Origin of the sequence: Sphingomonas molluscorum (assembly GCF_039522995.1) — a bacterium.
GTDB lineage: Bacteria > Pseudomonadota > Alphaproteobacteria > Sphingomonadales > Sphingomonadaceae > Sphingomonas > Sphingomonas molluscorum.
This window is the reverse complement of sequence record NZ_BAAAEL010000001.1, coordinates 391,630-414,777: the sequence shown is the minus strand read 5'-3', so window position 1 is coordinate 414,777 and position 23,148 is coordinate 391,630. Positions and strand designations below refer to the sequence as shown.

The following is a 23,148-nucleotide window of genomic DNA, read 5'->3' as shown; positions in this document are numbered from 1 at the left end:
TTCCGGCAGGTCGTGCCCGGCCGGGCGAACGGCTCCGGCCGCGGCCATGCGACCGCGGAAAGTTAGTCGAAAGTTAGTCCAAGAACAGGCTCCGCGCACTCCCGGCGAAGCGCCCGCGCGGCGGCCGCGGCCCGCGGGAGAATCGGCAACGGGATGAGGGCCTTGGTCCAACACCGCTTCCGCCTCCTGGAGAACGAAACTGGGTTTAGCGCGCGCATTCTCCGGTAGGAAAGACGGGCGTGGCGTGTGTCCGGAAGCGGACGTGCTGTCCTCGCGGCAGGAGCAGGGCCTGACGCCCGTCTGCGTTCGGATGCGTGCTGGCGGTGCTGGCGAAGGACGAGGCAACCCATCATCTGCGCTGGGCGGGTCCGCGATGTATGCGAACGCCACCGCCGGGGATCGGGCTTCGGCAAGGCTACCTTTGCTTTGGAGCCTCGCTTAGCAGCAAACGTGCTTGCGACGATCCAGCAAGCGACAAGAACCTTCGAGTGGGTTCCGTCTCCTGATTTCGCCGCGACAACAGCGATGAACGGGACCACGGCGTTGGCGAGGCAAGTGTTGGCCTCCCCGTCGGGTGCAGTCCGCAGAGGATCGTCTGCGCTCGATCGCATGGGCGCGGAGCTTCTTCTCCGGAGTCGGCAGGCCGGCGTCCTAGGGCGACGGAAGGAGGGCGCGCTGCCCGCTCGGGCTCGACGATCCGGAGAGACGACATGGACTCCCTCGTCGCCGCTGCGCGTCCTATCGCGCCAGGTGGCGGCGTAGGACTCGCATCTGCGGCCGCTCGCCGCCCGTGCGGCTCGGCTGCACGCTGAAGGCGTAGCTGGCCGGCCACCAGGGACCCGCTGCCCAATAGGTCCAGCCGGACCAGACATCCCCGTTCCGGTCCATATAGGCGAGCATGCGGTCGAGGGTTGCCAGGCATTCGGCGTCGCCGCCGGCGCCGAATTCGGCGAGGAAGCCGCGCGCCCGCACCGAGCGCAGCCAGGCGGTGGCAGCACGGAGTCGGTCGACGCCGGTATCCGGGCCGCCGCAGCCGGGGAGGGTGCCGGAGGAGTCGCTGTCGAAATACTGGTGCATTTCAAATGCGAAGTTGCCGCCGGGGTCGCGAAACCCGGCAAACGCATCGGCATTGGAGCCGCCACCGCCGGTGCGCGTCCAGCTGTGGGCGCCGGTCCACTTCGTACCGGGCACCAGCACCAGATTGCGGGCGCCCGTGGCGCGGATCACGCTCACCACCCGATCGACGATCCTGCGCCAGTCGGTGGCGGCAATGCCGTGTGGCTCGTTCATCAGCCCGAAGGCGACACGCTTGCCCTTGTAATGCGCGGCGAGGCGCTTCCAAAGATCGACCAGCCCGTCGGCGACCACCGGCTCCGTCACGCTGCGGCCGGCATATCTGCCGTAGTTGTGCACATCGAGGATCACCGTCAGTCCGTAGGCGAACGCCCTGGCGACAACCGCATCGAGCCGCCCGACTTCCTCGGGTGAGAGCGCCTGCGAAAGCCCGGGCTGAACGCGCTCCCAGCGGAGCGGCACGCGCACGACGTTCATGCCCGCTTTGGCGAACGTCGCCAGATCGACGTCCCGCGGGTAGAGATAGTCCTTGCCATAGACGCCCGGGCGCCTTGCAGGCTTGAACTCGCCGCCTGCGAGGTTGACGCCGGTCAGCTGCGGCCTGGCCTGCGCGGCAGCGACGGCGGCGGCGGGCGCGGGCAGCAGCAGCGCGACGAGGAACGGGAGCACGACCGTGCGAACGCCGCCGGTCACGGCACGATCACCGTCCCCAGCAGCGGCACCCCGCTTTCCTCCAGCAGCATCGTCAGCCGCTGGAGCGGGCGGAGCGCGCTGGCGTTGCGGCTCGCCAGGACCAGCGCGCCGTCGAAGCCGCTCAGGATCGTGTCGACCGCGCCGAAACGGGTCGACTCCCCGCGGGCGGAAAGGCTGAGGAGGAGCAGCCGGTACCGGCCGACGCGGCCTTCCAGCGCTTTTGCCAGCGGTTTGCGCTCGATCAGCTCGGCGCCATCCGCCGCTGCGGGACCGGCGGGCAGCAGCGATAGGCGCTCGATCGCGGTCGGCCGGACGGCGGCGCGTCCCTCCGCCTCTTGGAGCAGCGTCGACAGACCCGCTTGGTTCGCTGTGCGAAAGAGCCGGTCCTGCGCCGGGGCATGGATATCGCCGTCGATCAGCAGCGTCGGCCAGCCGAGCTGCGCGCAGACGACCGCGAGGTTCGCCGACACACATCCCACCTCCACCGTCGTGTCGAGGCCGATCACCGCGACGGCTCGGCGGTCATCGGGGGTGTCGCTGTGCCAGCGGCTCGACAGGGCGCTGCGTAGGTCGCGGATGCGAGCCACCGCGTCGCCGCCGGCGTCGAACGCGGCAAAGACGGACGGGTCGACGCGAGGGTCGCCCGGATGCAGCAGAGAACCGTGCCGAAGCGCTCCCGTTGCGGCACTGCGGGACGCTGATGCACCGTCGTGCACCGCGCCTCCGACCTCCCGCGGATGCAACGCCATCGGATCGCTGAAGGAGTCGAAGGGCGGCATACCCGGCGACGGCAGCGGGCCTCGACCCGAGTCGCCGGGGGCATCGTTCGGCCACAGCCGCACGCCTTCCGGGCTGCGTGCATCGAATGCGGTGGAGCGCAGTCTCATGGCAGGACTCTCCCGATTTTCATTCTGCGGCCGCCATCGCCGGCCGATGCTCGGAGGCTGCGAGCTGAAGCCGCGCGAGCAGGAACTGGGGTGCGAGCGAGTCCGCGAAGACGGCGGTGCCGGCATCGTTGAACAGCAGAGCGGGGGCGAGCGCCTGCGGTACCCGCTCGGCGGCAACCGTCTGATGCGCGGCGGCATCGCAGGCGAGCGCCCGCAGCCGCTCGCGAAGATCGGCAAGCCGGCAGAGGCGTTCGAACAGCGCGGCGGCGGACGCGTTGACGCTGGCCCATTCCTCGAAACTCGCGGCCAGTCCGGTGCGCACCGCCGCCACATCGACCGTGTCGGTGCCGGCCTCTGCCGCCGCCAGGCCGGCTGCCTGGCAGAACAGGCGGACATGATAGGGAGAGCCCGCCGCGGCGGCGCCGATCAGCACGCGCGCCTCGGCAGGGAAGAGCATGCCGCTGCGCCGCGACCCCTCGTCGATCACCGCCTCCACGGCGCGCGATCCGAACGGGCGGATCGGCACGGCGGTGAGGTGACGGCGCAGCGACGGGTGGGCCTCGAGCAATTCGTCCACATCGGCGGCGATTCCGACGAGCAGGAACTGGAGCGGGGCGCGTGTGTCGGACAGCAGCTTCAGCAGGCTCGCCATCTGCGCCTTCGTCTGCGCGTTTTCGATGCGATCGAACTCGTCCACGATCAGGAAGACTCGCCGCGCGAGCCCGGGCGCGGCCGCGCTTACGAAGTCGCGCGCCGTGAAATCGCGCTCCGCGAGCGCGGCAAGTGCGGCCCGGCCGGCGGGACGCGCCTCCGCCTGCAAGAAGGGAAGATAGGGACGCAGCAGGTCCACGAACTCGGTGTCGCCGGTCGCTGCGTGATAGAGGGCAACGCATTCTGCCTCATCGGCAAGATCGCCGAAGATCCGCGCGAGCGACGTCTTGCCCGAGCCGCGGGCACCGAAGATCACCGCATGCTGGCGCCGCTCGACCACGCCATCCACGAGCCGGTTGAGCTCGGCCATGCGCCCGAGCAGTTCGTAGCGGTCGTCCACCGGCTGCGCGGCATTGAAGGCGGCGATGACGCGGGCGCGCTGCGACCGGGCCCCCATCGCCGCCGCAAAGCGCTGCGCCGGAGCCTGGGTGCATTCCGCCGCGGGGCGGACCGGCATTGCATCCATGTTGGAAACAATCGCCGTGTCCGGGCCCGCCGGCGCTTCCACCGGGATTGCCGGTGCGCTGCGGTGGTGCAAGGCCGAGGGGGCAGGCGACGGCCGCTCGTTCACCGCCCAACGCACGATGCGATGGACGGCGCGTCGAACCTGGTGCCACCACCCGCGTGTCTTGCCATCGTCTGCCATGTCCAAGTCGTACGGCGCATGCGGCAAGTAGAAAAGTGGACGGGTCCAACAAGTACGGCAGTATTGAACCAATCCAGCATTGTGCGGACCTGGAAGCCGAGCGAGCGTGACTGGCAGCTGCGTTGCAGCCGGTGGATTGAGGGGCGGGATGGCGGCCGATATTTTGTTCGACAGCGGAAAAGACGGCAGCGTGGACTCGCCTGCCGCATTCCTCTTCACCCAACAGACGATCGGCCTACAGGCGCGCAAGACCAGCATGGTGTTCCTGGCGGAGGCGCTGGTGCGGCGGGGCTACCGGGTCCATGTCGTCACCGTGCAGCTGAGTTGGCTCAGCGGGCTGCGGCGAGGGAGCAAGCTCGGCGCCCTGCGCGGCGTGCCCCGCAATCGCTGGTACGCGGCCGACGGAATGCGGGGATTCCTGTGGGTCCCGCCGGTGCATCCGGTGGGTGCACGCCGCCGGCTGTGGCAGTGGGCCGCGGCACCGCTGATCGCCGCCTACTCCGCCCTGTTGCCGCGCGCCGTGGTGGAGCCGCTGCAGGCTGCGGAGCTGGTGGTGATCGAAAGCTGCGCGGCGGTCGCGCTGTTCCGGCGCATCCGCCGGATCGCCCGACAGGCGCGGATCCTCTACAGCATGAGCGACCGGTTGACGGTGGTGGGCATGCATCCGGGGCTCGAGCGACGGCTGCGGGCGGACGCGGCGGGCTATGATCTGGTGCGTGTCCCCGCGGCCGCGCTGCTGGATGACCTGCCGGGCGCGCGCGCGGCGCTTGTCCGCCATGGCATCGATCGGCGCGCCTTCGACCGCGTCTCGGCCTCCCCGTACAGCAGCGGCCCGAACGCGGTGCTGATCGGCGACATGATGCTGGACCAGCCACTGCTGGAGCGGCTTGCCGGTGCGTTCCCCGACGTGCGGTTCCACTATTTCGGGCGCACGCCGCTCGCGTTCCCGCTGCGCGCGAACCTCACGGCATGGGGGGAGCAGCCGTTCGAGCGACTCGTGCCGTTCGTCCAGCATGCGGACGTTGGGCTGGCGCTCTATCGGCGCGTGCCGGGGCTCGCCTACCTGGCCGAATCCAGCCTGAAGAACCTCCAATATCGCTACTGCGGGCTGCCGGTGGTGGGGCCGGCGTTTGCGATGCGCGGCGTGCCGGGGGCGCTGTCCTATGACCCGGATTGCCAGGAGAGCGCGGCGGATGCGCTGCGTAGGGCGCTGGAGAAGGGGCGAGGCCCTCCGGAGGCGGTGGCGGATTGGGACGAGGTTGCCGGCGAATTGCTGGGCCTTGTGGGCGCGGTGGGAGCAACTTCGCCTCCATCCATTTCGGACCTCCAAAATGGACGAATTGCCCAGCCCAATCGGAGCAATCTCCGGAGATGAGGCTGTGCATGGAATTGCAAGAAGATGAACTTCGGAAGTAAATTGCGCCGCGGTGCGTAGTACCGATTTCACAAACTATTCAAATCAGGCAAGTCGCCTGATAGACGATACTGCGCCCTTTGTCGGGAGGTAAGCATGGCCTATTATAACGGTACTTCGGGTGACAGCGTGATCGTCGCGGATGGGAACGGAGAGGACGTCCTCAAAGGCGACGCCGGCAATGATCGTCTGAACGGCACCCATGGCACGGACCGGATCAAGGGCGGGTCGGGCAACGACAATCTCGCCGGGCAGCAAGGCAACGACTATCTGCAGGGGGACGCCGGCGACGACATCCTCTTCGGCGGATCGGGAAGCGACTTCCTGTTCGGTGGATACGGTGCCGACAAGTTCGTCTTCGACGACTTCAACCACAGCGACGGCACGAACGACATCATCAAGGACTTCAAGTTGACGCAGGGCGACACGCTCCTGCTCAAGAACGGGGTGACGATCACCGCCGCGGTGATCACCGATCTTCCCGACAGCCTCTACGCCGACAATGAGCGGCCGGACATCCGCATCACCCTCACCTCGGACAACGGCTCGACCCAGCAGCTGTGGCTGGCGGACGTGATGACCGAAAAGGACAATGCGGCGCAGGACCGTCAGATCGCCGCGCTCGAGGATTATCTCGAGAGCCTGGGCTACACCGGCGGCCTCGCGTTCGCGGCGTGAGCGAGGCACCGGCACTCCGGCTGGTCTCGCAGGATATCGGCTCCGCCTCGCGCGGGGCCGGTATCCCGGCCGACCACGAGCCGATGACGGCGCTCGAGACGCAGGTCGTGGTGCCGTGTCCGTTGTGCGACCGCCGGGAGGCGTGGGGCTGGGGATGCGAGAACGGCTATTCGGCGGTGAAGTGCGTCGGATGCGGGCTCGTCTATGTCTCGCCACGCCCGGCCAATGAGACGATCAGCGAGGCGACGCGCACCGGTCAACACCGGCATGAGGTGGGCGCGATGTCGGTGGTCTACTCGCCCAGCCGCCGCAAGCTCGCGCGCTATCGCAACCGGATGCAGCGGGTGCTCGCCGGCGAGATGGGGAACGATCCGGTGACCTGGCTTGACATCGGTGCCGGCTTCGGCGAACTGCTTGAGGCGTTGCGGGACGTGCTTCCTGCCGGCTCGCGGATCCGGGGAATCGAGCCCATGGCGGCCAAGGCGGCGCACGCGCGGGCGCGTGGGCTGCCGGTCACCTCCGAACCGCTTGCGCAGGTGACCGAGCGGTTCGACTTCGTGTCGCTGATCAACGTGTTCTCGCACTTGCCGGACCCGGGCAGTTTCCTGTCCGACCTCCGTCGGCTGGTGCGCCTCGGGGGCACTCTGGTGCTGATGACCGGGAATGGGGCCGAGCTCGACAGCGCGGACAGCTATCCCGACCGGCTCGACCTGCCCGACCATCTGGTGTTCGCCGGGCGTCCGCAACTCGACGCCTTCCTCGGCGAGGCGGGGTTCGAACCCTATCGTCGCGACCTGGTGCGGCTGGACACGGCGAGTTGGGCAGCCAAGGCTCTGATCAAGAAGACGCTCGGGCAGCCGGTGCCGCTGGTGATCCCCTACCGCTCCCGGTTCCGAGACATGCTGTACCTCGCAAGGCGGGTGCGATGAGCGTTGCGCTGCGTGACCGGCCGGAGGTCGACGCCGGTGCGGCCAGCGTGCCGATCGACTTCCTGGTGCTGGGCGCCCAGAAGTGCGGCACCACCTGGATCCACCACGTGCTGAGCCAGCACCCCGGCGTCTTCATCCCGCCGGCCAAGGAACTGCACTTCTTCAACAAGTCGTCGGCGCTTTCGCGAGGATGCGGCTGGTATGCGGACCAGTTCGCCGCTGCCGGGGCGGGACAGTTGCGCGGGGAGTGCACGCCGAATTACCTGTGGAATCACCTCGATCCCCGCGACCGGCCGGTGCCGGGCGAGCACCATGATCTTGCGCCCAAGCTGGCCGAGCTGCGCCCGCAGCTGCGGCTGGTGGCGACGCTGCGCAACCCCGTCGACCGGGCAATCTCCGCCTTTCACCATCACATCAACCAGGGGCGGATCGCGCCGGATGCGCGCATCCTCGACCATCTCTGGACGCTGGGCATCGCGTCGATGGGCATGTACGCGCGCCACCTGCGGCACTGGATCGACGCGTTCGGGCGGGAGCCGCTGATGGTGCTGATCTATGAACAGGACGTCGCGCCCGACACGGTCAAGCCCGCGACGGCGCAGCGGCTGTTCGCCCACCTCGGCCTGGCGCCGTTCGAGGTGCCGTCGCTCTACGAGCAGCTGAATGCGCGCCGAAGCTATCTGGCATTGCGGCTCGCGCGCCATTTGCCGCCTTCCGGACTAGCCGGGCGTGTGGTGCGTCGCGGAATCGAATCGGTGACGCCCGCGCGCGTGGATCGCCTGTTCCGCTTCGGTGTGTCGAAGGAGGAGCGCGTGGAGCTTTCGAGACTCTTCGCCCCGCACCAGGCGGAGCTGGAGGCGCTGCTCGGGCGACCGATGCCGTGGGGATGATGGCATCCAGCAGCCGGTCGGTCCCACCCGCCAGCGCTTCGCCATTGCACGAAGCGGTGTGGCAGGTTGGGTGGTTCCTATGCTCGGGCAGTCGCGCCATGGCGCGCCCGATCGCGGCATCCGGAACTGGGCGTTCGGCACACTTGGCCCATCGATGCGGGACACGGCTCGCCGCCTGTGGGGCAACGGCGCCGCGATGGCGTGCGACTTGGAAGTCGCCAAGACCCGATCGGCTTGTGCTGGCGCTGCACCAGGCAGCAGAGGGGGAAGCGGTTCGCCCGACAATCAGGAGGATGGCACCGAAACGCAACGATTAGCCGGTGCGGATTCGAGCGGCTCACGAAGCTGGGGCGGTGCAACGGTCGAGACGCTGGCTGCCGCCGCTGCCCGCCAAGGCCCCGCAGCCGGTGCGGAACTGTGGCGGCAGCGCCTCTTCGGCCCGATCGCTGCTCACTGGAGGATGCCGGTGCCGCTGCGCCCCGATCAATTCTCTCAAGGCTTCGTCGGCGCAGGGGTGAGGCGGCGGACGTGCAGCCCCTTGGCGGCGAGGGCGTCCTGGAGCGATCCGGGGCCGACGAGGTGGCCGGTGCCGACTGCCATGAAGACACGGCCCGGTCGCTCCATGCGCCGCGTGACCCAGTCTGCCCAGGCGGCGTTCCGGTCGGCGAGCACGCGCTGCTGCACGGCATCCGAAGTCTGGCGCAGGTCGTGGGCGATGATCGCGGCGAGGGTGTCGGTATCGCCGCGGCTCCACGCCTCGGCCGTGCGGCGCATAAGATCGGCGGCGGCGTCCTGCCCGTCGAGGACGCGGGTCAGCATCGCGATCTGCTCGGCCTCCGGCAGCTGGTCGAACATCGCGATCTGGTCGCGCTGGGTCTCGAGGCCCTCGATCGGCTTGCCCGCACGCCGAGCGGACGCGGTGAGCACGGCCTCCACGCCCGCTTCCCGGCTGTAGCCGGTCCGGCGGAGCGGCAGGATCGAGAGCGAAGTCGCCGCCAGCCACGGGTCCATGCGGTCGAACGCCCCTTCCGGATAGCCGGCTGCGCGCGTCGCGGCGGCCAGCTTCTCCGCATAGCCGGGAGGCAGGCGCTCCGGGAGCGGGGGCGCATCGGCCGGCGGCGCCACGCGGCGGAGTGCCGCCTGCACCTCCCCCTCGGGCGGGGCGACCAGTTCGAGCACCAGCGCGTCGCTTTCCTCGAACGCGCGGCGTACCGGCCCCTGGAACCAGGCGAGGTCCGGGCGCAGCTCGTGCACCGATCCGAACAAATAGACGATGGTGTCGGCATCCTGGACCGCCCACAGCGCCGGCTGCGGCGGCGGTCCTGCCGGGCGCGCGGCAGGGCCGGCGAAGAACAGGACGAAGGCGGCCAGGAGCAGGCGGACGAGCGGCATGCCGGTGTTCTTAGAGGCTGGCGGGTGCGAGCAGAAGCGGGCCGATGTGCCGAACGCAGCATTGTCGCCGACGCGATCCGAATTTCGCGCGATTTGTGCTTTGTCGACCGAAGGCCCGGGGTCGTCGGCCTGGGGCTGCGCCAATCCAGCTTTCCCGGAAGAGGAAGCTCATGCACGGATCGTGAAATTGGGCGGGAAGCGGACCGCAGCTTTTGGACGGCAACGACGCGTAGCGGACATCCATCCGTTGCGGAACATAGAAGGCTCGGCCAAGAGCCGGCTGCTACTAATCGGGAGCGCTAGCATTGACGGTTCGCCAAGCCACCATCGCCGATCTGGACACTCTCGTTTCGTTGTTTGATGCGTACCGCCAATTTTACGGACAGCCTTCGAATCCCGCTGCTGCACGAACATTCTTGAAGGACCGATTGGAGCATCAGCAGTCCGTGATCCTGCTTGCACGCAAGGACGGGCGCGACGTCGGCTTTGCGCAGCTTTATCCGAGCTTCTCGTCTGTCAGATTATCTCGAACCTTCATCCTCAATGACCTGTTTGTCACACCCGACGCGCGTGCGTCTGGCTTTGGCAGGATCCTGCTAGATGCTGCCTGCACCTATGGCCGGCAGATTGGCGCGGCACGGTTGTCGCTCTCAACCGCGGCCGACAACGCGAATGCTCAATCCTTACATGAGCGCGCTGGCTGGACGCGGGATACCGAATTCTATGCTTACGACTTCGTGCTGACGTGACGGCGGTTCATGTCTATGCGCCAAGCCCGGAATCGGATTCATCGTCGATGCTCAATCCGCACTTCGGAGGGATCTATTACCCACGGTTAGAAGACCGCGCCGCGCTGGTTGATGAGTCGTGGTGACATGGTCGCCATGTAATGGAGCCACCCGGGCGCGGTCAGCGGGAAACCGCTGGAACGGGTGTTGCGCCTGCCGCCCTCACTCCGGCGCTTCCCAGCCCGGTAGCTGGGCGGCGGTATCGCCATCTCCGGGCGTCGGAGAGGCTCGATGCTTGACCCCTTTCAGGCCATGGGTCAAAGCGCGGCCGTGTCCGAGCCACTCAGCTTCCAGCGCATGATCCTCACGCTCCATGACTATTGGAGCGATCGGGGCTGTCTCATCCTCCAGCCGTACGACATGGAGATGGGCGCCGGCACCTTCCACACCGCCACGACGCTGCGCGCGCTGGGGCCGGAGCCGTGGAACGCCGCGTTCGTTCAGCCGTGCCGCCGCCCCACCGACGGGCGCTATGGCGAGAACCCGAACCGGCTGCAGCATTATTACCAGTATCAGGTGATCCTGAAGCCGAGCCCGGCGGACCTGCAGGAGCTGTATCTCGGCTCGCTGGCGGCGATCGGCATCGACTTCACCCGTCATGACATCCGCTTCGTCGAGGACGACTGGGAGTCGCCGACGCTGGGCGCCTGGGGCCTGGGCTGGGAAGTCTGGTGCGACGGCATGGAAGTCACCCAGTTCACCTATTTCCAGCAGATGGGCGGGTTCGACTGCAAGCCGGTGGCGGGCGAGCTGACCTACGGGCTCGAGCGGCTCGCCATGTACATCCAGAACAAGGATTCGGTGTACGACCTGGCCTTCAACGACGCGGGCGTCACCTATGGCGACGTGTTCCACGAGAACGAGGTCCAGATGTCGACCTGGAACTTCGAGGTCGCCGATACCGACACGCTGTTCGACCAGTTCCGCAAGGCCGCGGCCGAGTGCGAGCGGTGCCTTGCCGCGGGCCTGCCGATCCCGGCGTACGAGCAGGCGATCAAGGCCAGCCACACGTTCAACCTGCTGCAGGCGCGCGGCGTGATCTCGGTCGCGGAGCGCCAGGCCTATATCGGCCGGGTGCGCGACCTTGCAAAGGGCGCATGCGCCGCGTGGATCGAGAAGAAGACGCCCGAATGGCAGGCGCGCTTTCCGGGGTGGACGGCATGAGCGATTTTCTTCTCGAACTCCGCTCGGAGGAAATCCCGGCGCGCATGCAGGAGCGGGCGCGCGAGGACCTGGCCAAGCTGTTCGCCGCCGAACTCGGCAAGGCGGGGCTGAAGGCGGCGGAACTCGTCACCTATGCAAGCCCGCGCCGGCTGGCGCTGATCGCGCGCGGGCTGCCGCTCGCGACCGAGGCGGTGCGCGAGGAAGTGAAGGGTCCGCGCGCCTCTGCGCCGCCGCAGGCGCTGGAGGGTTTCCTGCGCAAGACGGGCCTCACCCGCGAGGATCTGGTCGAGCGCGACGGCGTGTTGTTCGCGGTGACTGACAAGCCGGGCCGCGCGACCGCCGAGGTGCTGGCCGAGGCCGTGCCGGCGGTGGTCCGTGCGTTTCCGTGGCCCAAGGCGATGCGCTGGGGCGCGGCATCGGTATCGACCGAGAGCCCGCGCTGGGTGCGCCCGCTGCAAGGAATCGTCGCGCTGCTCGACGACACGGTCGTGCCGTTCGAGGTGTTCGGGGTGGCGTCCGGTGCGGCGACGCTTGGCCATCGCTTCCACCACCCCGGTGCCATCACCATCGGATCGGCGCACGACTATGTCGAGAAGCTGCGCGCCTGCCACGTCATCGTCGACGGGGCCGAGCGCCGCGCGAGCATCGCGGTGGGCGCCAAGCTTGCCGCGCAGGGCGCCGGGCTGACGCTGGTCGAGGACGAGGGGCTGCTGTTCGAGAACGCCGGCCTCACCGAATTCCCGATGCCGCTGCTCGGCCGCTTCGACGCAAGCTACCTGTCGGTGCCGCCCGAGGTGATCCAGCTCACCGCGCGCGTGAACCAGAAGTATTTCGTCTGCCGCGACGGTGAAGGGCAGCTTGCCGACGCGTTCGTCTGCACCGCCAACATCGATGCCGAGGACGGCGGCGACAAGATCGTCGAGGGCAATCGCAAGGTGCTGGCCGCACGGCTGTCCGACGCCAAGTTCTTCTACGAGACGGACCTGAAGACGCGGCTGGAGGACCTGACCCCCAAGCTGGAAAAGATCGTCTTCCACGAGAAGCTCGGCACGGTCGCCGACAAGGTCGATCGGGTGGCGAAGCTCGCCCGCTGGCTGGTGGAGCAGGGCATCGTCGGGGCGCGCGAGGCGCCTGCGCATGTCGAGTTGCCGCTCGATCCGTCGTCCTCGCCGATCGACGCACGCGACATCGCCGCGGGCACCGCGAGCGCCGATCGCGCGCGGCTGGCCGACATGGCCGAACGCGCGGCGCGGCTTGCCAAGGCGGACCTCGTCACCGGCATGGTCGGCGAGTTTCCGGAGCTGCAGGGTCTGATGGGCGGCTATTATGCCGCCGCGCAGGGCGAACCGGCGGAAGTCGCCGAGGCGATCCGCGACCATTACAAGCCGGTCGGGCAGGGCGATGACGTGCCGACCGCGCCGGTGACGGTGGCGGTGGCGCTGGCGGACAAGCTCGACAGCATCACCCAATTCTTTGGCGTGGACCTCAAGCCGAGCGGCTCCAAGGATCCGTTCGCGCTGCGGCGCTCGGCGCTTGGCGTCATCGCCCTGCTGCTCGACAACAAGCTGCGGCTGCCTCTGTCGCAGGTCGCAGGCGAGGACGTGCTCGACTTCTTTGCCGATCGCCTGAAGGTGCAGCAGCGCGAGGCGGGGGTTCGCCACGACCTGATCGACGCGGTGTTTGCGCTGGGCGGCGAGGACGATCTCGTCCGGCTGCTGGCGCGAGTGCATGCGTTGCAGGGGTTCGTGACCACCGAGGACGGCACCAACCTGCTTGCCGGCTACAAGCGTGCGGCCAACATCCTGAAGAAGGAGGGCTACACCACCCCCGATCACCCCCGTACCCCGGCGGAGGCCGGGGCCCAGGCCCGCACTCTCCCGGATCACGCCGCGCGTGAGTCCCTGGACCCCGGCCTTCGCCGGGGTACGAAAGAAGAAGGGACGGCGGAAATCCCTGCGGCCGCGCTGGGCCAGCGCCGCAGCGTTGCCGCCAATGCTCCGGATGCGACCGACGCGTCGGTTCCGACCGGCAGCACCGGCACGCCCGGCAACCTGCGCCACCAGGACGAAGAGGCGAACCAGGCCGTCGACCGCCAGGGCACGACCGAGCACGATGGCACGGCGCATCCCTTTGCCGGCGGCCGGCCCGACGGCATTCCCCAGACCGGCGAGGAAGACCCGCTGGTCGAGGTGGAGCAGGGCGAATTCACCGGCTCCGTCGCCGCCTTTGCGCGCAGCGAGCGCGCGCAGTCGCTGTCTTATGAGCCCGAACCGGCCGAGGATGCGCTGATGGCGGCCCTCGACGTCGCCGAGCCGCGCGCGGCCAAGGCGATCGCCGACGAGGATTTCGAAGGCGCGATGGCGGCACTCGCGTCGCTGCGTGCGCCGATCGATGCCTTCTTCGACCAGGTGACCGTCAACGACGCCGATCCCGCCAAGCGCACGGCACGGCTCGCGCTGCTGGCGCGGGTTCGGGCGGCGGTGCATCGCGTGGCCGATTTCTCCCGGATCGAAGGATAGCGGACAGCCCGAGGCGCTGATGCTACCCTTCGCCCGAAGGTCTGGTTTGTGATCCTCCTCCCCAGGGAACGCACTCCAACCCACGCAAGGAACCACGATGACGCAGTATGTGTACCGTTTTGGCGGCGGAGTTTCGGACGGGGGCTCCGGCGACAAGACGCTGCTCGGCGGCAAGGGCGCCAACCTCGCGGAAATGGCGTCGATCGGCCTGCCGGTGCCGCCGGGGTTCACCATCTCCACCCAGATGTGCACGCGCTATTATGAGGAGGGGCAGAGCTTCCCCGACTCGCTGCGCCAGGAAGTGGCCGAGGGGATCGCGCACATCGAGGGCGTGACCGGCAAGACGTTCGGCGACGCGGCCGACCCGCTGCTGGTGTCGGTGCGCTCGGGCGCGCGCGTGTCGATGCCGGGCATGATGGACACGGTGCTGAACCTGGGCCTCAACGACCAGACGGTCGAGGGGCTGGCGACCGCGTCGGGCGACGCGCGCTTTGCCTGGGACAGCTATCGCCGCTTCATCCAGATGTATTCGGACGTCGTGCTTGAGCTCGATCACGGCCGCTTCGAGGAAGCGCTGGAGATCGCCAAGGAGGACAATGGCTACAACCTCGACACCGAGCTGACCGCCGAGGACTGGCAGAAGCTGGTCGCCGAATACAAGGCGCTGGTCGAGGAACTGTGGGGCAAGCCGTTCCCGCAGGACGTGCACGACCAGCTGTGGGGCGCGATCGGCGCGGTGTTCGGATCGTGGCAGGCGGAGCGCGCCAAGGTCTATCGCCGGCTGAACAACATCCCGGGTGACTGGGGCACCGCCGTCAACGTGCAGGCGATGGTGTTCGGCAACATGGGCGACACCTCGGCCACCGGAGTCGCCTTCACGCGCAACCCGGCGACCGGCGAGAACGCCTATTATGGCGAGTTCCTGATCAACGCGCAGGGCGAGGACGTGGTCGCGGGCATCCGCACGCCGCAGTACCTTACCAAGGCGGCACGCGAGGGCGCGGGCGCCAAGCCGCTGTCGATGGAAGAGGCGATGCCGGACGCCTATGGCGAGCTGGCGGCGGTGTTCGACCGGCTGGAGCGGCATTACCGCGACATGCAGGACATCGAGTTCACGGTGCAGCAAGGCAAGCTCTGGATGCTCCAGACGCGCTCGGGCAAGCGCACCGCCAAGGCCGCGCTCAAGATCGCGGTCGACATGGCCGAAGAGGGGCTGATCACGCGCGAGGAGGCGGTCGCGCGCGTCGACCCGGCGGCACTCGACCAGCTGCTCCACCCGACGCTCGATCCGGATGCGCCGCGCGACGTGCTGACCAAGGGTCTGCCGGCATCGCCGGGCGCCGCATCGGGCGTGGCCGTGTTCGACAGCGACACCGCAGAGCGCCGTTCCGCCACGGGCGAGCCGGTGATCCTGGTGCGCGTCGAGACCTCGCCGGAGGACATCCACGGCATGCATGCGGCCAAGGGCATCCTGACCGCGCGCGGCGGCATGACCAGCCACGCGGCGGTGGTCGCCCGTGGCATGGGCCGGCCGTGCGTGTCGGGTGCCGGTAGCCTTGCCATCGACAGCCGTGCGCGCGTGATGCGCGTCGGCACGCGGGAGATCCGCGAGGGCGACACGCTCACCATCGACGGCTCGACCGGCGAGGTGATGGCGGGTTCGGTGCCGACCGTGCAGCCCGAGCTTGCCGGCGACTTCGGCACGCTGATGGAATGGGCCGATGGCGTCCGCCGCCTGAAGGTGCGCGCCAATGCCGAGACGCCGCTCGACTGCCGGACGGCACGCGACTTCGGTGCCGAGGGCATCGGCCTTTGCCGCACCGAGCACATGTTCTTCGAGGGCAGCCGTATCACGGCGGTGCGCCAGATGATCCTGGCGGAGGACGAGAAGGGTCGCCGCGCGGCACTCGACAAGCTGCTGCCGGAGCAGCGCCGCGACTTCATCGAGATCTTCGAGGTGATGGCGGGGCTGCCCTGCACGATCCGCCTGCTCGATCCGCCGCTGCACGAGTTCCTGCCGCACCAGGAGGCGGAGTTCGCCGAGGTCGCATCGGCCGCGGGCGTGGGCGTCGAGCAGCTCAAGCGCCGTGCGGCCGAACTCCACGAGTTCAATCCGATGCTCGGCCATCGCGGCTGCCGCCTGGGCGTGACCTACCCCGAGATCTACGAGATGCAGGCGCGCGCCATCTTCGAAGCGGCGTGCGAGGTCGCGGAGAAATCGGGCGAGGCGCCGATCCCGGAGGTGATGATCCCGCTGGTCGGCACGCGCAAGGAACTGGAGCTGATGAAGGCGGTGGTCGACAAGGCGGCTGAGGCCGTGTTTGCCGAGAAGGGCCGCACGATCGAGTATCTGGTCGGCACCATGATCGAGTTGCCGCGCGCGGCGCTCAAGGCGGGCGAGATCGCCGAGGTGGGCGAGTTCTTCTCCTTCGGCACCAACGACCTGACGCAGACGACGCTGGGCGTCAGCCGCGACGATGCCGCACGCTTCCTCGGCACCTATGTCGACAAGGGCATCTATGCGCGCGATCCGTTTGTGAGCCTGGACGTCGAAGGCGTGGGCGAGCTGATCGAGATCGCGGCGGAACGCGGGCGCAAGACGCGGCCGAACATCAAGCTCGGCATCTGCGGCGAGCATGGCGGCGATCCGGCCTCCATCGCTTTCTGCGAGACCGCTGGTCTCGACTATGTCTCGGCGTCGCCGTACCGCGTGCCGATCGCGCGGCTGGCGGCGGCACAAGCCGCGCTGAAGGTCCAGGCATGAGCATGCGCCGCTCAGGCGAGGGGCAGAAGCTGACGCGGGAGGGGTTCGACCGGATCGGGCCCTTCCACCCCTATGTCGTCTGGGCGGCGATCCTGCTGTTCGACCTGCTGGTGGTGCTCGCGATCCTGGCGGCACTCACCATGGCCGGCGACCGGATCGAGGACCAGCTCTGGCCCGGCGGCACGGAGTGGGTGACGATCTAGGACGGCACCCGGCCGCCTTCTTCAACTGTACCCCGGCGTAGGCGGGGGCCCAGCTTCGATGGGATCGGGTTGGATTGCCAACGCCTGCTTTCCCAACTGGGCCCCGGCCTTCGCCGGGGTACCGTTGTGTGTAAGGGCGAGATTGTCACCCCAATCGCTGCCAAGCGATTGTCCGGAGGACGTTCTTACCCCCAGCGGCGGACGTGTTCGTCGTCGCGGCCTTCGCGGATCATCGCCGCCTGTTCGCGCCAGCCTTCGCGGGCGATGGTGCCGGGGGCGAGGCGGAGCTGGACTTCGAGGGTCTGCTCGTCCTCGGCGGTCATCGTCTCGATGCCCTTGAAGGTCTTGATGCCGCGATCGTTGAGCTCGCGTTCACGAACTTCGTCGATGCCGCGGATGCGCGACAGATTGTCGCGACCCCAGCCGAACCAGCCGCCCAGCCCCTCGTGATGGCGATGCGAGTCATGCGTGTGCGACGTCGCCGCAGCGGCCGCAGTGGTGGCCGCGACCGGAACCGCGGTGCCGGCAACGGTGCCGGTGGTGCCCATGGGTGCGGCACGCAGCGCACGATCGCGCTCGGCCTCCAGCTCGCGGATGCGGGTATCGCGCGCCTTCAGCTCGGCCACCGTCTCATCCCGGTAGCGGCGGTGCTCGATCTCCTCGGCATGGTGCCGCTCGCGCCACTTGCGGCCTCCCGAACTGGAGGCGAGGCCGAACAGCCAGCCTGCGACCAGACAGAGCACGAGGACGAGATATTGAGTCGGCGTGTGGAACAGCATGGCGGCCTCCGGATCGATTCGGAGCGTCAACGACGCGGGCGAGCCCTGCGTTCCTTGAGGATGCCTACTGCGGGCTCAACGCGTCGGAGATCGAGCAGGCGGCGGGACCCAGGATTACCACGAACAGCGTCGGCAGGATGAACAGGATCAGCGGCACCGTCATGATCGCCGGGAGCCGCGCGGCCTTTTCCTCGGCACGCATCATGCGCTCGTTGCGAAACTCTGCCGACAAGACGCGCAGGGCCGAGGCGAGGGGCGTGCCGTATTTCTCCGTCTGGATCATGGTGGTGGCGACGCTGCGGATCGCATCCAGGTCGATGCGCTGGGTCAGGTTCTCGAACGCCTGGCGCCGCTCGGTGAGGAAGCCGAGCTCGATCGCGGTGAGCGAGAACTCCTCGCCGAGCTCGGGATAGGCGCGTCCGAGCTCACGTGCGACCCGCCCGAAGGCGGCATCGACGGTCAGGCCCGCCTCGGCGCAGATCACCAGCAGGTCGAGCGCGTCGGGCAGCCCCTTGCGGATGGCGTCCGACCGCTTGGTGATGCGGTTCTTCAGGTAGATGTCGGGGGCCTTGTAGCTCGCGACCAGCGCAACCGCGACGACCAGATAGGACTTGAGCGGTCCCCAGGTGGCGAAGGTGTCGGTGCCATACACTATGAACGCCACGGGGCCGCCGATGAGGATCGGCAGGACCAACCGCCCGAAGATCACCGCCACCGCCCATTCGCGCGAACGGATGCCGGCCTGGAGCAGCTTGGTCTGGGCAGCCTTGAGCTGTTCGTCCTGCAGCACCTTCAGGGACGACAGGGTGGCGCGCATCCAGTCGGTCGTCTCGTTCTTCTTGACGAGTTGTGCCCGGCGCCGGGACACCGGCGCGACGATGCCGGCCTTGAGCTGTTCGCGCCGCTCGTGGAGCGCCTTGACGCGCTTGGACATGGGATCGCGTACGGACAAGGCGGCATAGATCGCGATCAGCACGGCGAACGCGGCGACGCCGGCGAGCAGCGTCGCCACCATCAATACGTCCACGCCCATGATAGTCGGGCCCTCGGGGTTGCTCAGCATCGCGTCAGATCTCGAAACTGACCATCTTGGCCATGATGAAGCCGCCGATCGCCATCCAGATGAAGCCGCCGACACCGATGACCATCAGCCGCTGGTCCACGAAGAACTTGGCGAGATAGTCGCTGTTGACGAACCAGATGAGCCCGAACACCACGAACGGCAGCGAGCCGACGATATAGGCGGATGCCTTGGATTCGGACGACATCGCCTTGATCTTGAGCTTCATCTGCGATCGCTTGCGCAGCACGTCGGCGAGGTTGCTCAGCGTTTCCGACAGGTTGCCGCCGGTCTCGCGCTGGATGGCGATGGTGATCAGGAAGAACTGGAACTCCGGGGTGCCGATGCGATCGGCCGTTTCCTGAAGCGCCGCGTCCAGGGTGCGGCCGATGCGCATGCGGTCCGATACGGCGCGGAACTCCTCGCCGACAGGACCGGGCACTTCCTGGCCGACGACGCCCATCGTCTCGGTGATCGGCAGGCCCGAGCGCAGGCCGCGGACCAGCAGCTCGATCGCGTCGGGGAACTTGGCGGTGAACTTGTTGATCCGGCGATTGATCGCCATGCCGACCACCTTGTGTGGAATGCCTGCCCCCAGGAACAGGCCCACAAACAGGCTGAGCAGCAACGGCATGCCCCGGCTCCACAGCAGGATCGTCGCCGCGATGGCGATGCCGAGCGTCGCCATGCCGTACTGGCCGACGGTCCAGCTCTTGCCCGTCATCGACAGCCGCTTCTGGAGCTGGGCAGGGTTGGGCAGCAGACGCCCCGCGGCCACGTCCATGCGCGTGGCGCGCGCAGTCGTGATCCGGCGGATCTGTGCTTCCATGCTCGTGCCGGAGGCTGCCGCCTGGTGCCGCTCGCGCACCGCGGCGAGCCGGCGCGCGCGGGCCTTTCCCGTGGACGGGCCCATGAAGGCGAACGCCAGCAGCAGCAGGACCAGCGCCGATCCCAGGATCATCAGCAGGAACGGCATCGGGTTCATGCCCGCCGTCCCCTGATCTGCCTCGTGCCCCGCATCCGGCCGCGCCTATCGCTTCGCCGGCTTTGCAGCGAAGCGTGAACGGAACTGCCCCAGGCGGCCGAGCAGCGACGGTGCCCCCGCGCCCGGTGCGGCCGGGCGACCCGCGCCGCCCTCGCCGAGTGCGTCCGCGACCGCCACGACCTGCGCTGCCAGGTCGACCAGCGGCGCGATCGTCTTGGACCCCTTGCCCACGTCTGCCATCGGCTTGCCGAGCTTCGCGGCCTGGGCCGCAAGCTTCTGGTCGAACGGCAGCTGATAGTCGACCGGCCGCTCGATCGAATTCTCGAAGTCCTTGCGGCTGATCTCCAGCTGCTGCGCTGGGTGCACCCGGTTCGCGACCACGAAGACCGTTGCCTCCGGCGCGTTGCTCTTGAGCCAGGAGAGGATGCGGATCGCGTCGCGCGCGGCGGCGAGCGTATATTCGGTCACCACCACGACCACCGGCATCTCCTGCGCCAGTTGCGGATGGTTGACCAGGATCGAGCGCGGCAGATCGACCACCGTGCATTCATAGGCGCTGCGCATCTCCTCACGCAGGCGGCGGAAGACGCTGCCGTCGGTCAGCACGGGGCTGCTGATCGGCGCTTCGGCAGAGAGGACGGCCAGCCGGTCCGAGGCGCGCACCATCGCGCGCTCGATGAACAGCCCGTCGATGCGACTGGGATTGTCGATCGCGTCGGTAAGGCCGCGCCCGGGCTCCAGATCGAGCGCGAGCGCATCGGTGCCGAAGTGCACGTCGAGGTCGAGGAGGGCGGTGCTGCGCCCGGCGCGCTCGCTCACCAGCCAGGCGATCGAGGTCGCGATCGTCGAGGCGCCCGCCCCGCCGCGCGTGCCGATCACCGCGACGGCACAATGCGGTCGCTGCACCGCCGCTGCGGCCGCCTCGCTCGCCTTGGGGGCGGCGAGCGTCGCCTGCGCCTGGGTAAAGGCGTCGCGCACCGCGTCCGGGTTGAGCGGCTTCAACAGATAATCCTGGATGCCGCTGGCGATCAGGTCGCGGTAGAGCCGGACGTCGTTGACCTGGCCGGTCGCGATCACCGCCGTACCCGGCTCGCACACCTCCGCCAGCGCGTTGATGTCGTTGATCGGATCGCTGGATTCCGAAAGGTCGACGAACAGCACGGTCGGGCTGGAGGCGACGGAGAGCGCCTGCACGGCACTGCGCAGGTTGCCGCGCTGCACCCTGTCGGCGGACCAGCCGAAGGCGTGGACGATCGGGCGCAGCGTGTCGGCAGAGGCTTCGTCGGTGACGAAGCCGGCGAAGGGATCGCGATTGGCGGGACGGCTGGCCATCAGTTGCCCGCCGATCCGGTGGTGCCGGCGCCAATGCTGCCGCCAAGGCCTCCGCCGGCGCCGCCGGTCGTGTTGCCGCCGCCGGTGCCCTGGTTGCTCGAGCCGCCTGCGCCGCTGGGTGCGGCACCGCGATAGGCCTGGATTGCACGCGTGGCGTTGACCGGATCCGTGATGCCGGTGCCCGACTGGCCGTGGATCAGGTCCTCGGGTTGCGCGACCATGGCAGCGAGATTGGAGTTCACGGCGCACCCGTGATTGGGACTGGTGTGCGAATCGAGGGTGAAGCCGTTTGCGGGATCGGCCCGCGGGCAGGTCGGCACGCTGGCGGACGCGCGGGTCAGGACGACGCGCACCGTGCCCGCCGCCACGCCACCCGGCGCCGGCGAGGCGGTGTCGGCAAGCAGCAGGCCGTAGCGTGCGGCCTCGGCCGCCACCTGCGCGCGGGCACCGGTGGCGCCGGCGGGATCCTCGACGGCGATCCGATCGCCATATCCGGGCTTCAGCGCGGCCATCCAGCCGGCCAGCCGCCCAGCCTCTCCCTCGCTCAAGCCATAAGGAGTGGTCGCCAATTCGACCGCATAGTCGCTGCGCGTGACGACCGGCTGGTTGACGGATTCCAGGCCGCGGTGGGCGTTGGGATCGCAGGCGGCGAGGAGGAGGGCGGGGGCGCAGAGCGCCAGGGCCGCAAGACGCGAGTACATGTTCTTCTCCATCGGCGGCGTCATTGATTGCTGAAGCCCGGGGTGGCGGACCGCTTCTTGCGCTTGCCCGATCGCTCTTCGGCGAGCACCGGAAGGCCGGGGCCGGCCGGCAACGGGGCGCCGACTACGGGCGCGCCGACCACGGGCGGAGGCGCCATGGTGGGCACCGGCCGCGGCCCGCCAAAGGTGGGGCTGGTGGCGTTGCCGAGCAGCACGCGATCCGCGTCGTCGGGCGCGCGATAGGCATCGGTGGGCAGCACGATGCGGTTCGCGTCGACCGGCTTCACCAGATACGGCGTGATGACGATCACCAGCTCCGTCTCGTTGCGCTGGAACGCGTTGGACCGGAACAGCGAGCCGATGATCGGCAGGTTGGCGAGGAACGGCGCTTGGTTCACCGAATTGTCGTGCGTGTTCGACAGCAGCCCGGCGATCATGAAGCTCTGGCCGGAGCCGAGTTCCACCGTCGTCTCCGCACGGCGCGTGGTGAGCGCGGGGATCGTGATGTCGTTGAGCTCCACCGAACCGGTGCTGGTGATCTGCGATACCTCCGGTCGGACGCGCAGGGAGATGCGGCCATCCGTGAGGACCGTCGGCGTATAGGCGAGGCTGACGCCATATTGCTTGTATTCGACCGAGATGCTCCCGAGCCCGCCCTGGCTGATCGGGATGGGGATCTCGCCGCCTGCCAGGAACGTGCCCGTCTCGCCCGAGACCGCGGTCAGGTTCGGGTTGGCGAGCGTCGTCACCTGGCCGTTGCGTTCCCCCAGGTCGAGCGAGGCGAGCAGATCGAGCCCCAGCAGCCGACCGGCAGCGCCGATCGTGGTCCCGATCTCGGGAACGCCGGGAGCGGTGAAGCCGGTCCCTCCGGAGGGCAGGGTCTCGATGGTGCCCTGGCGACCCTGGCCGATGTTGAACAGGAACCCGCCCGTGCTGTCGCGCGAGGTCAGGTTGACGCCGATGTTCTTGACGTAGCTGCGGCTGACCTCGGCGATGCGGACCTGCAAGTTCACCTGCAACGGCGTGGCCGTCTTCAACCGGCTGAGCACGCGCGTGTTCTCGCCCACGAATGCCTGCGCCAGGGACTGCGCCTCTGCCACGTCCTCGGGAGAGCGGACGGTGCCGGTCAGCAGCACCATGTTGTTCATGGGCGTGGCGACGATCTGCGCCTCGGGCATGGCGAGCGCGAGCATCTCACCAAGCGTCGTGATGTTGTTCCCCACGCGGACGGTCGCCGCATAGACGGTCGCGCCGCTGCGGGAGACGGCGTGGACGGTAGTCTCGCCCGGGGACTTGCCGAACACATAGAGCTGCCGGGCCGAGCGGACCTGCACGTCGGCGATGCGATCGTCGGCGACGAACACGTCCGTCATGCCCGCAGGCAGGTTGATCAGCTGGCCCCGGCCGGAGTTCATCTGAACCACCGGCGGCGAGGGTGCGGCCGTCTGTGCGTTGAGCGGGGCGGGCGCGGCCATTCCGGTCGCCAGGGCGGCGATCAGTGCGAGCGGCGTGCCCAGCAGCCTTGCCTGGATACGCATG

At 68.6% G+C, this 23,148-nt stretch carries 19 protein-coding genes; 9 read left to right on the top strand and 10 right to left on the bottom strand.

Features of this window, described 5'->3' with window-relative positions; translation table 11 throughout:
- Positions 1–738: 738 nt before the first annotated feature.
- The 3 genes from ABDZ92_RS02060 to ABDZ92_RS02050 are packed head-to-tail and all read right to left on the bottom strand — an operon-like array spanning position 739 to position 4,011.
- A complete protein-coding gene (locus ABDZ92_RS02060; protein ID WP_241211687.1) occupies positions 739–1,767 on the bottom strand; it encodes a glycoside hydrolase family 5 protein in 1,029 nt (342 codons plus the stop codon).
- Positions 1,764–2,654 carry a P-loop NTPase family protein gene (locus tag ABDZ92_RS02055; protein ID WP_241211686.1) on the bottom strand — a complete coding sequence of 297 codons (891 nt, stop codon included), beginning with the start codon at positions 2,652–2,654 and terminating at the stop codon, positions 1,764–1,766. The genes ABDZ92_RS02060 and ABDZ92_RS02055 overlap by 4 nt, the downstream gene beginning before the upstream one ends.
- Before the next feature lie 19 nt (positions 2,655–2,673).
- A complete protein-coding gene (locus tag ABDZ92_RS02050) occupies positions 2,674–4,011 on the bottom strand; it encodes an AAA family ATPase (protein WP_164521166.1) in 1,338 nt (445 codons plus the stop codon).
- Between the two features lie 148 nt (positions 4,012–4,159).
- Here ABDZ92_RS02050 and ABDZ92_RS02045 point away from each other — a divergent pair, with 148 nt between their 5' ends.
- The 4 genes from ABDZ92_RS02045 (at position 4,160) to ABDZ92_RS02030 (ending at position 7,922) form a co-directional block, all read left to right on the top strand.
- Positions 4,160–5,386, top strand: a complete 1,227-nt coding sequence (locus ABDZ92_RS02045; RefSeq protein ID WP_164521165.1) for a GumK N-terminal domain-containing glycosyltransferase — start codon at positions 4,160–4,162, stop codon at positions 5,384–5,386.
- Between the two features lie 135 nt (positions 5,387–5,521).
- On the top strand, positions 5,522–6,103 hold the full coding sequence (locus ABDZ92_RS02040) for a calcium-binding protein (protein ID WP_125958971.1): 582 nt from the start codon (positions 5,522–5,524) through the stop codon (positions 6,101–6,103).
- Positions 6,100–7,032, top strand: a complete 933-nt coding sequence (locus tag ABDZ92_RS02035; RefSeq protein ID WP_125958970.1) for a class I SAM-dependent methyltransferase — start codon at positions 6,100–6,102, stop codon at positions 7,030–7,032. Before ABDZ92_RS02040 ends, ABDZ92_RS02035 begins: the two co-directional genes overlap by 4 nt.
- Positions 7,029–7,922, top strand: a complete 894-nt coding sequence (locus ABDZ92_RS02030; protein WP_125958969.1) for a sulfotransferase domain-containing protein — start codon at positions 7,029–7,031, stop codon at positions 7,920–7,922. Before ABDZ92_RS02035 ends, ABDZ92_RS02030 begins: the two co-directional genes overlap by 4 nt.
- A 492-nt stretch (positions 7,923–8,414) precedes the next feature.
- Here ABDZ92_RS02030 and ABDZ92_RS02025 read toward each other — a convergent pair whose 3' ends face one another.
- On the bottom strand, positions 8,415–9,314 hold the full coding sequence (locus ABDZ92_RS02025; protein WP_125958968.1) for a TraB/GumN family protein: 900 nt from the start codon (positions 9,312–9,314) through the stop codon (positions 8,415–8,417).
- 305 nt (positions 9,315–9,619) lie between these two features.
- Here ABDZ92_RS02025 and ABDZ92_RS02020 point away from each other — a divergent pair, with 305 nt between their 5' ends.
- From ABDZ92_RS02020 to ABDZ92_RS02000, 5 genes are all read left to right on the top strand, one after another.
- Positions 9,620–10,063, top strand: a complete 444-nt coding sequence (locus ABDZ92_RS02020; RefSeq protein ID WP_125958967.1) for a GNAT family N-acetyltransferase — start codon at positions 9,620–9,622, stop codon at positions 10,061–10,063.
- A 336-nt stretch (positions 10,064–10,399) separates the two neighbouring features.
- Positions 10,400–11,266 carry a glycine--tRNA ligase subunit alpha gene (locus ABDZ92_RS02015; RefSeq protein WP_125959237.1) on the top strand — a complete coding sequence of 289 codons (867 nt, stop codon included), beginning with the start codon at positions 10,400–10,402 and terminating at the stop codon, positions 11,264–11,266.
- The gene (glyS, locus tag ABDZ92_RS02010; RefSeq protein WP_343761399.1) at positions 11,263–13,785 is read left to right on the top strand and encodes a glycine--tRNA ligase subunit beta; all 2,523 of its coding nucleotides are present in this window, start codon (positions 11,263–11,265) and stop codon (positions 13,783–13,785) included. The genes ABDZ92_RS02015 and glyS overlap by 4 nt, the downstream gene beginning before the upstream one ends.
- A gap of 97 nt (positions 13,786–13,882) precedes the next feature.
- The gene (ppdK, locus tag ABDZ92_RS02005; protein ID WP_125958966.1) at positions 13,883–16,549 is read left to right on the top strand and encodes a pyruvate, phosphate dikinase; all 2,667 of its coding nucleotides are present in this window, start codon (positions 13,883–13,885) and stop codon (positions 16,547–16,549) included.
- Entirely contained in the window at positions 16,546–16,752 is a 207-nt protein-coding gene (locus tag ABDZ92_RS02000; RefSeq protein WP_125958965.1) for a hypothetical protein, read from the top strand. The genes ppdK and ABDZ92_RS02000 overlap by 4 nt, the downstream gene beginning before the upstream one ends.
- 185 nt (positions 16,753–16,937) lie before the next feature.
- On the opposite strand, the gene ABDZ92_RS01995 is transcribed toward ABDZ92_RS02000, so the two are convergent.
- From ABDZ92_RS01995 to ABDZ92_RS01970, 6 genes are read right to left on the bottom strand one after another with little or no spacing between them, the layout of a single operon-like run.
- Positions 16,938–17,561, bottom strand: coding sequence for a hypothetical protein (locus ABDZ92_RS01995; protein ID WP_125958964.1), 624 nt, complete (start codon positions 17,559–17,561; stop codon positions 16,938–16,940).
- 34 nt (positions 17,562–17,595) lie between these two features.
- Positions 17,596–18,594 carry a type II secretion system F family protein gene (locus ABDZ92_RS01990; RefSeq protein WP_206432110.1) on the bottom strand — a complete coding sequence of 333 codons (999 nt, stop codon included), beginning with the start codon at positions 18,592–18,594 and terminating at the stop codon, positions 17,596–17,598.
- Positions 18,595–18,598: 4 nt separating this feature from the next.
- A complete protein-coding gene (locus ABDZ92_RS01985) occupies positions 18,599–19,576 on the bottom strand; it encodes a type II secretion system F family protein (RefSeq protein ID WP_125958963.1) in 978 nt (325 codons plus the stop codon).
- Positions 19,577–19,621: 45 nt separating this feature from the next.
- The gene (locus tag ABDZ92_RS01980; protein WP_125958962.1) at positions 19,622–20,908 is read right to left on the bottom strand and encodes a CpaE/TadZ family protein; all 1,287 of its coding nucleotides are present in this window, start codon (positions 20,906–20,908) and stop codon (positions 19,622–19,624) included.
- Entirely contained in the window at positions 20,908–21,609 is a 702-nt protein-coding gene (locus ABDZ92_RS01975) for a CpaD family pilus assembly lipoprotein (RefSeq protein WP_125958961.1), read from the bottom strand. The genes ABDZ92_RS01980 and ABDZ92_RS01975 overlap by 1 nt, the downstream gene beginning before the upstream one ends.
- A gap of 20 nt (positions 21,610–21,629) precedes the next feature.
- The gene (locus ABDZ92_RS01970) at positions 21,630–23,147 is read right to left on the bottom strand and encodes a type II and III secretion system protein family protein (protein ID WP_125958960.1); all 1,518 of its coding nucleotides are present in this window, start codon (positions 23,145–23,147) and stop codon (positions 21,630–21,632) included.
- Position 23,148: the final 1 nt, after the last annotated feature.

Excerpts from the sequence above, each read along its gene's own strand:
- ABDZ92_RS02055 (WP_241211686.1), bottom strand. The coding sequence starts at position 2,654 with ATGAGACTGCGCTCCACCGCATTCGATGCACGCAGCCCGGAAGGCGTG.
- ABDZ92_RS02050 (WP_164521166.1), bottom strand. The coding sequence starts at position 4,011 with ATGGCAGACGATGGCAAGACACGCGGGTGGTGGCACCAGGTTCGACGC.
- ABDZ92_RS02045 (WP_164521165.1), top strand. The coding sequence starts at position 4,160 with ATGGCGGCCGATATTTTGTTCGACAGCGGAAAAGACGGCAGCGTGGAC.
- ABDZ92_RS02040 (WP_125958971.1), top strand. The coding sequence starts at position 5,522 with ATGGCCTATTATAACGGTACTTCGGGTGACAGCGTGATCGTCGCGGAT.
- ABDZ92_RS02030 (WP_125958969.1), top strand. The coding sequence starts at position 7,029 with ATGAGCGTTGCGCTGCGTGACCGGCCGGAGGTCGACGCCGGTGCGGCC.
- ABDZ92_RS02025 (WP_125958968.1), bottom strand. The coding sequence starts at position 9,314 with ATGCCGCTCGTCCGCCTGCTCCTGGCCGCCTTCGTCCTGTTCTTCGCC.
- ABDZ92_RS02015 (WP_125959237.1), top strand. The coding sequence starts at position 10,400 with ATGATCCTCACGCTCCATGACTATTGGAGCGATCGGGGCTGTCTCATC.
- glyS (WP_343761399.1), top strand. The coding sequence starts at position 11,263 with ATGAGCGATTTTCTTCTCGAACTCCGCTCGGAGGAAATCCCGGCGCGC.
- ppdK (WP_125958966.1), top strand. The coding sequence starts at position 13,883 with ATGACGCAGTATGTGTACCGTTTTGGCGGCGGAGTTTCGGACGGGGGC.
- ABDZ92_RS02000 (WP_125958965.1), top strand. The coding sequence starts at position 16,546 with ATGAGCATGCGCCGCTCAGGCGAGGGGCAGAAGCTGACGCGGGAGGGG.
- ABDZ92_RS01990 (WP_206432110.1), bottom strand. The coding sequence starts at position 18,594 with ATGCTGAGCAACCCCGAGGGCCCGACTATCATGGGCGTGGACGTATTG.
- ABDZ92_RS01985 (WP_125958963.1), bottom strand. The coding sequence starts at position 19,576 with ATGAACCCGATGCCGTTCCTGCTGATGATCCTGGGATCGGCGCTGGTC.
- ABDZ92_RS01980 (WP_125958962.1), bottom strand. The coding sequence starts at position 20,908 with ATGGCCAGCCGTCCCGCCAATCGCGATCCCTTCGCCGGCTTCGTCACC.
- ABDZ92_RS01975 (WP_125958961.1), bottom strand. The coding sequence starts at position 21,609 with ATGTACTCGCGTCTTGCGGCCCTGGCGCTCTGCGCCCCCGCCCTCCTC.
- ABDZ92_RS01970 (WP_125958960.1), bottom strand. The coding sequence starts at position 23,147 with ATGCGTATCCAGGCAAGGCTGCTGGGCACGCCGCTCGCACTGATCGCC.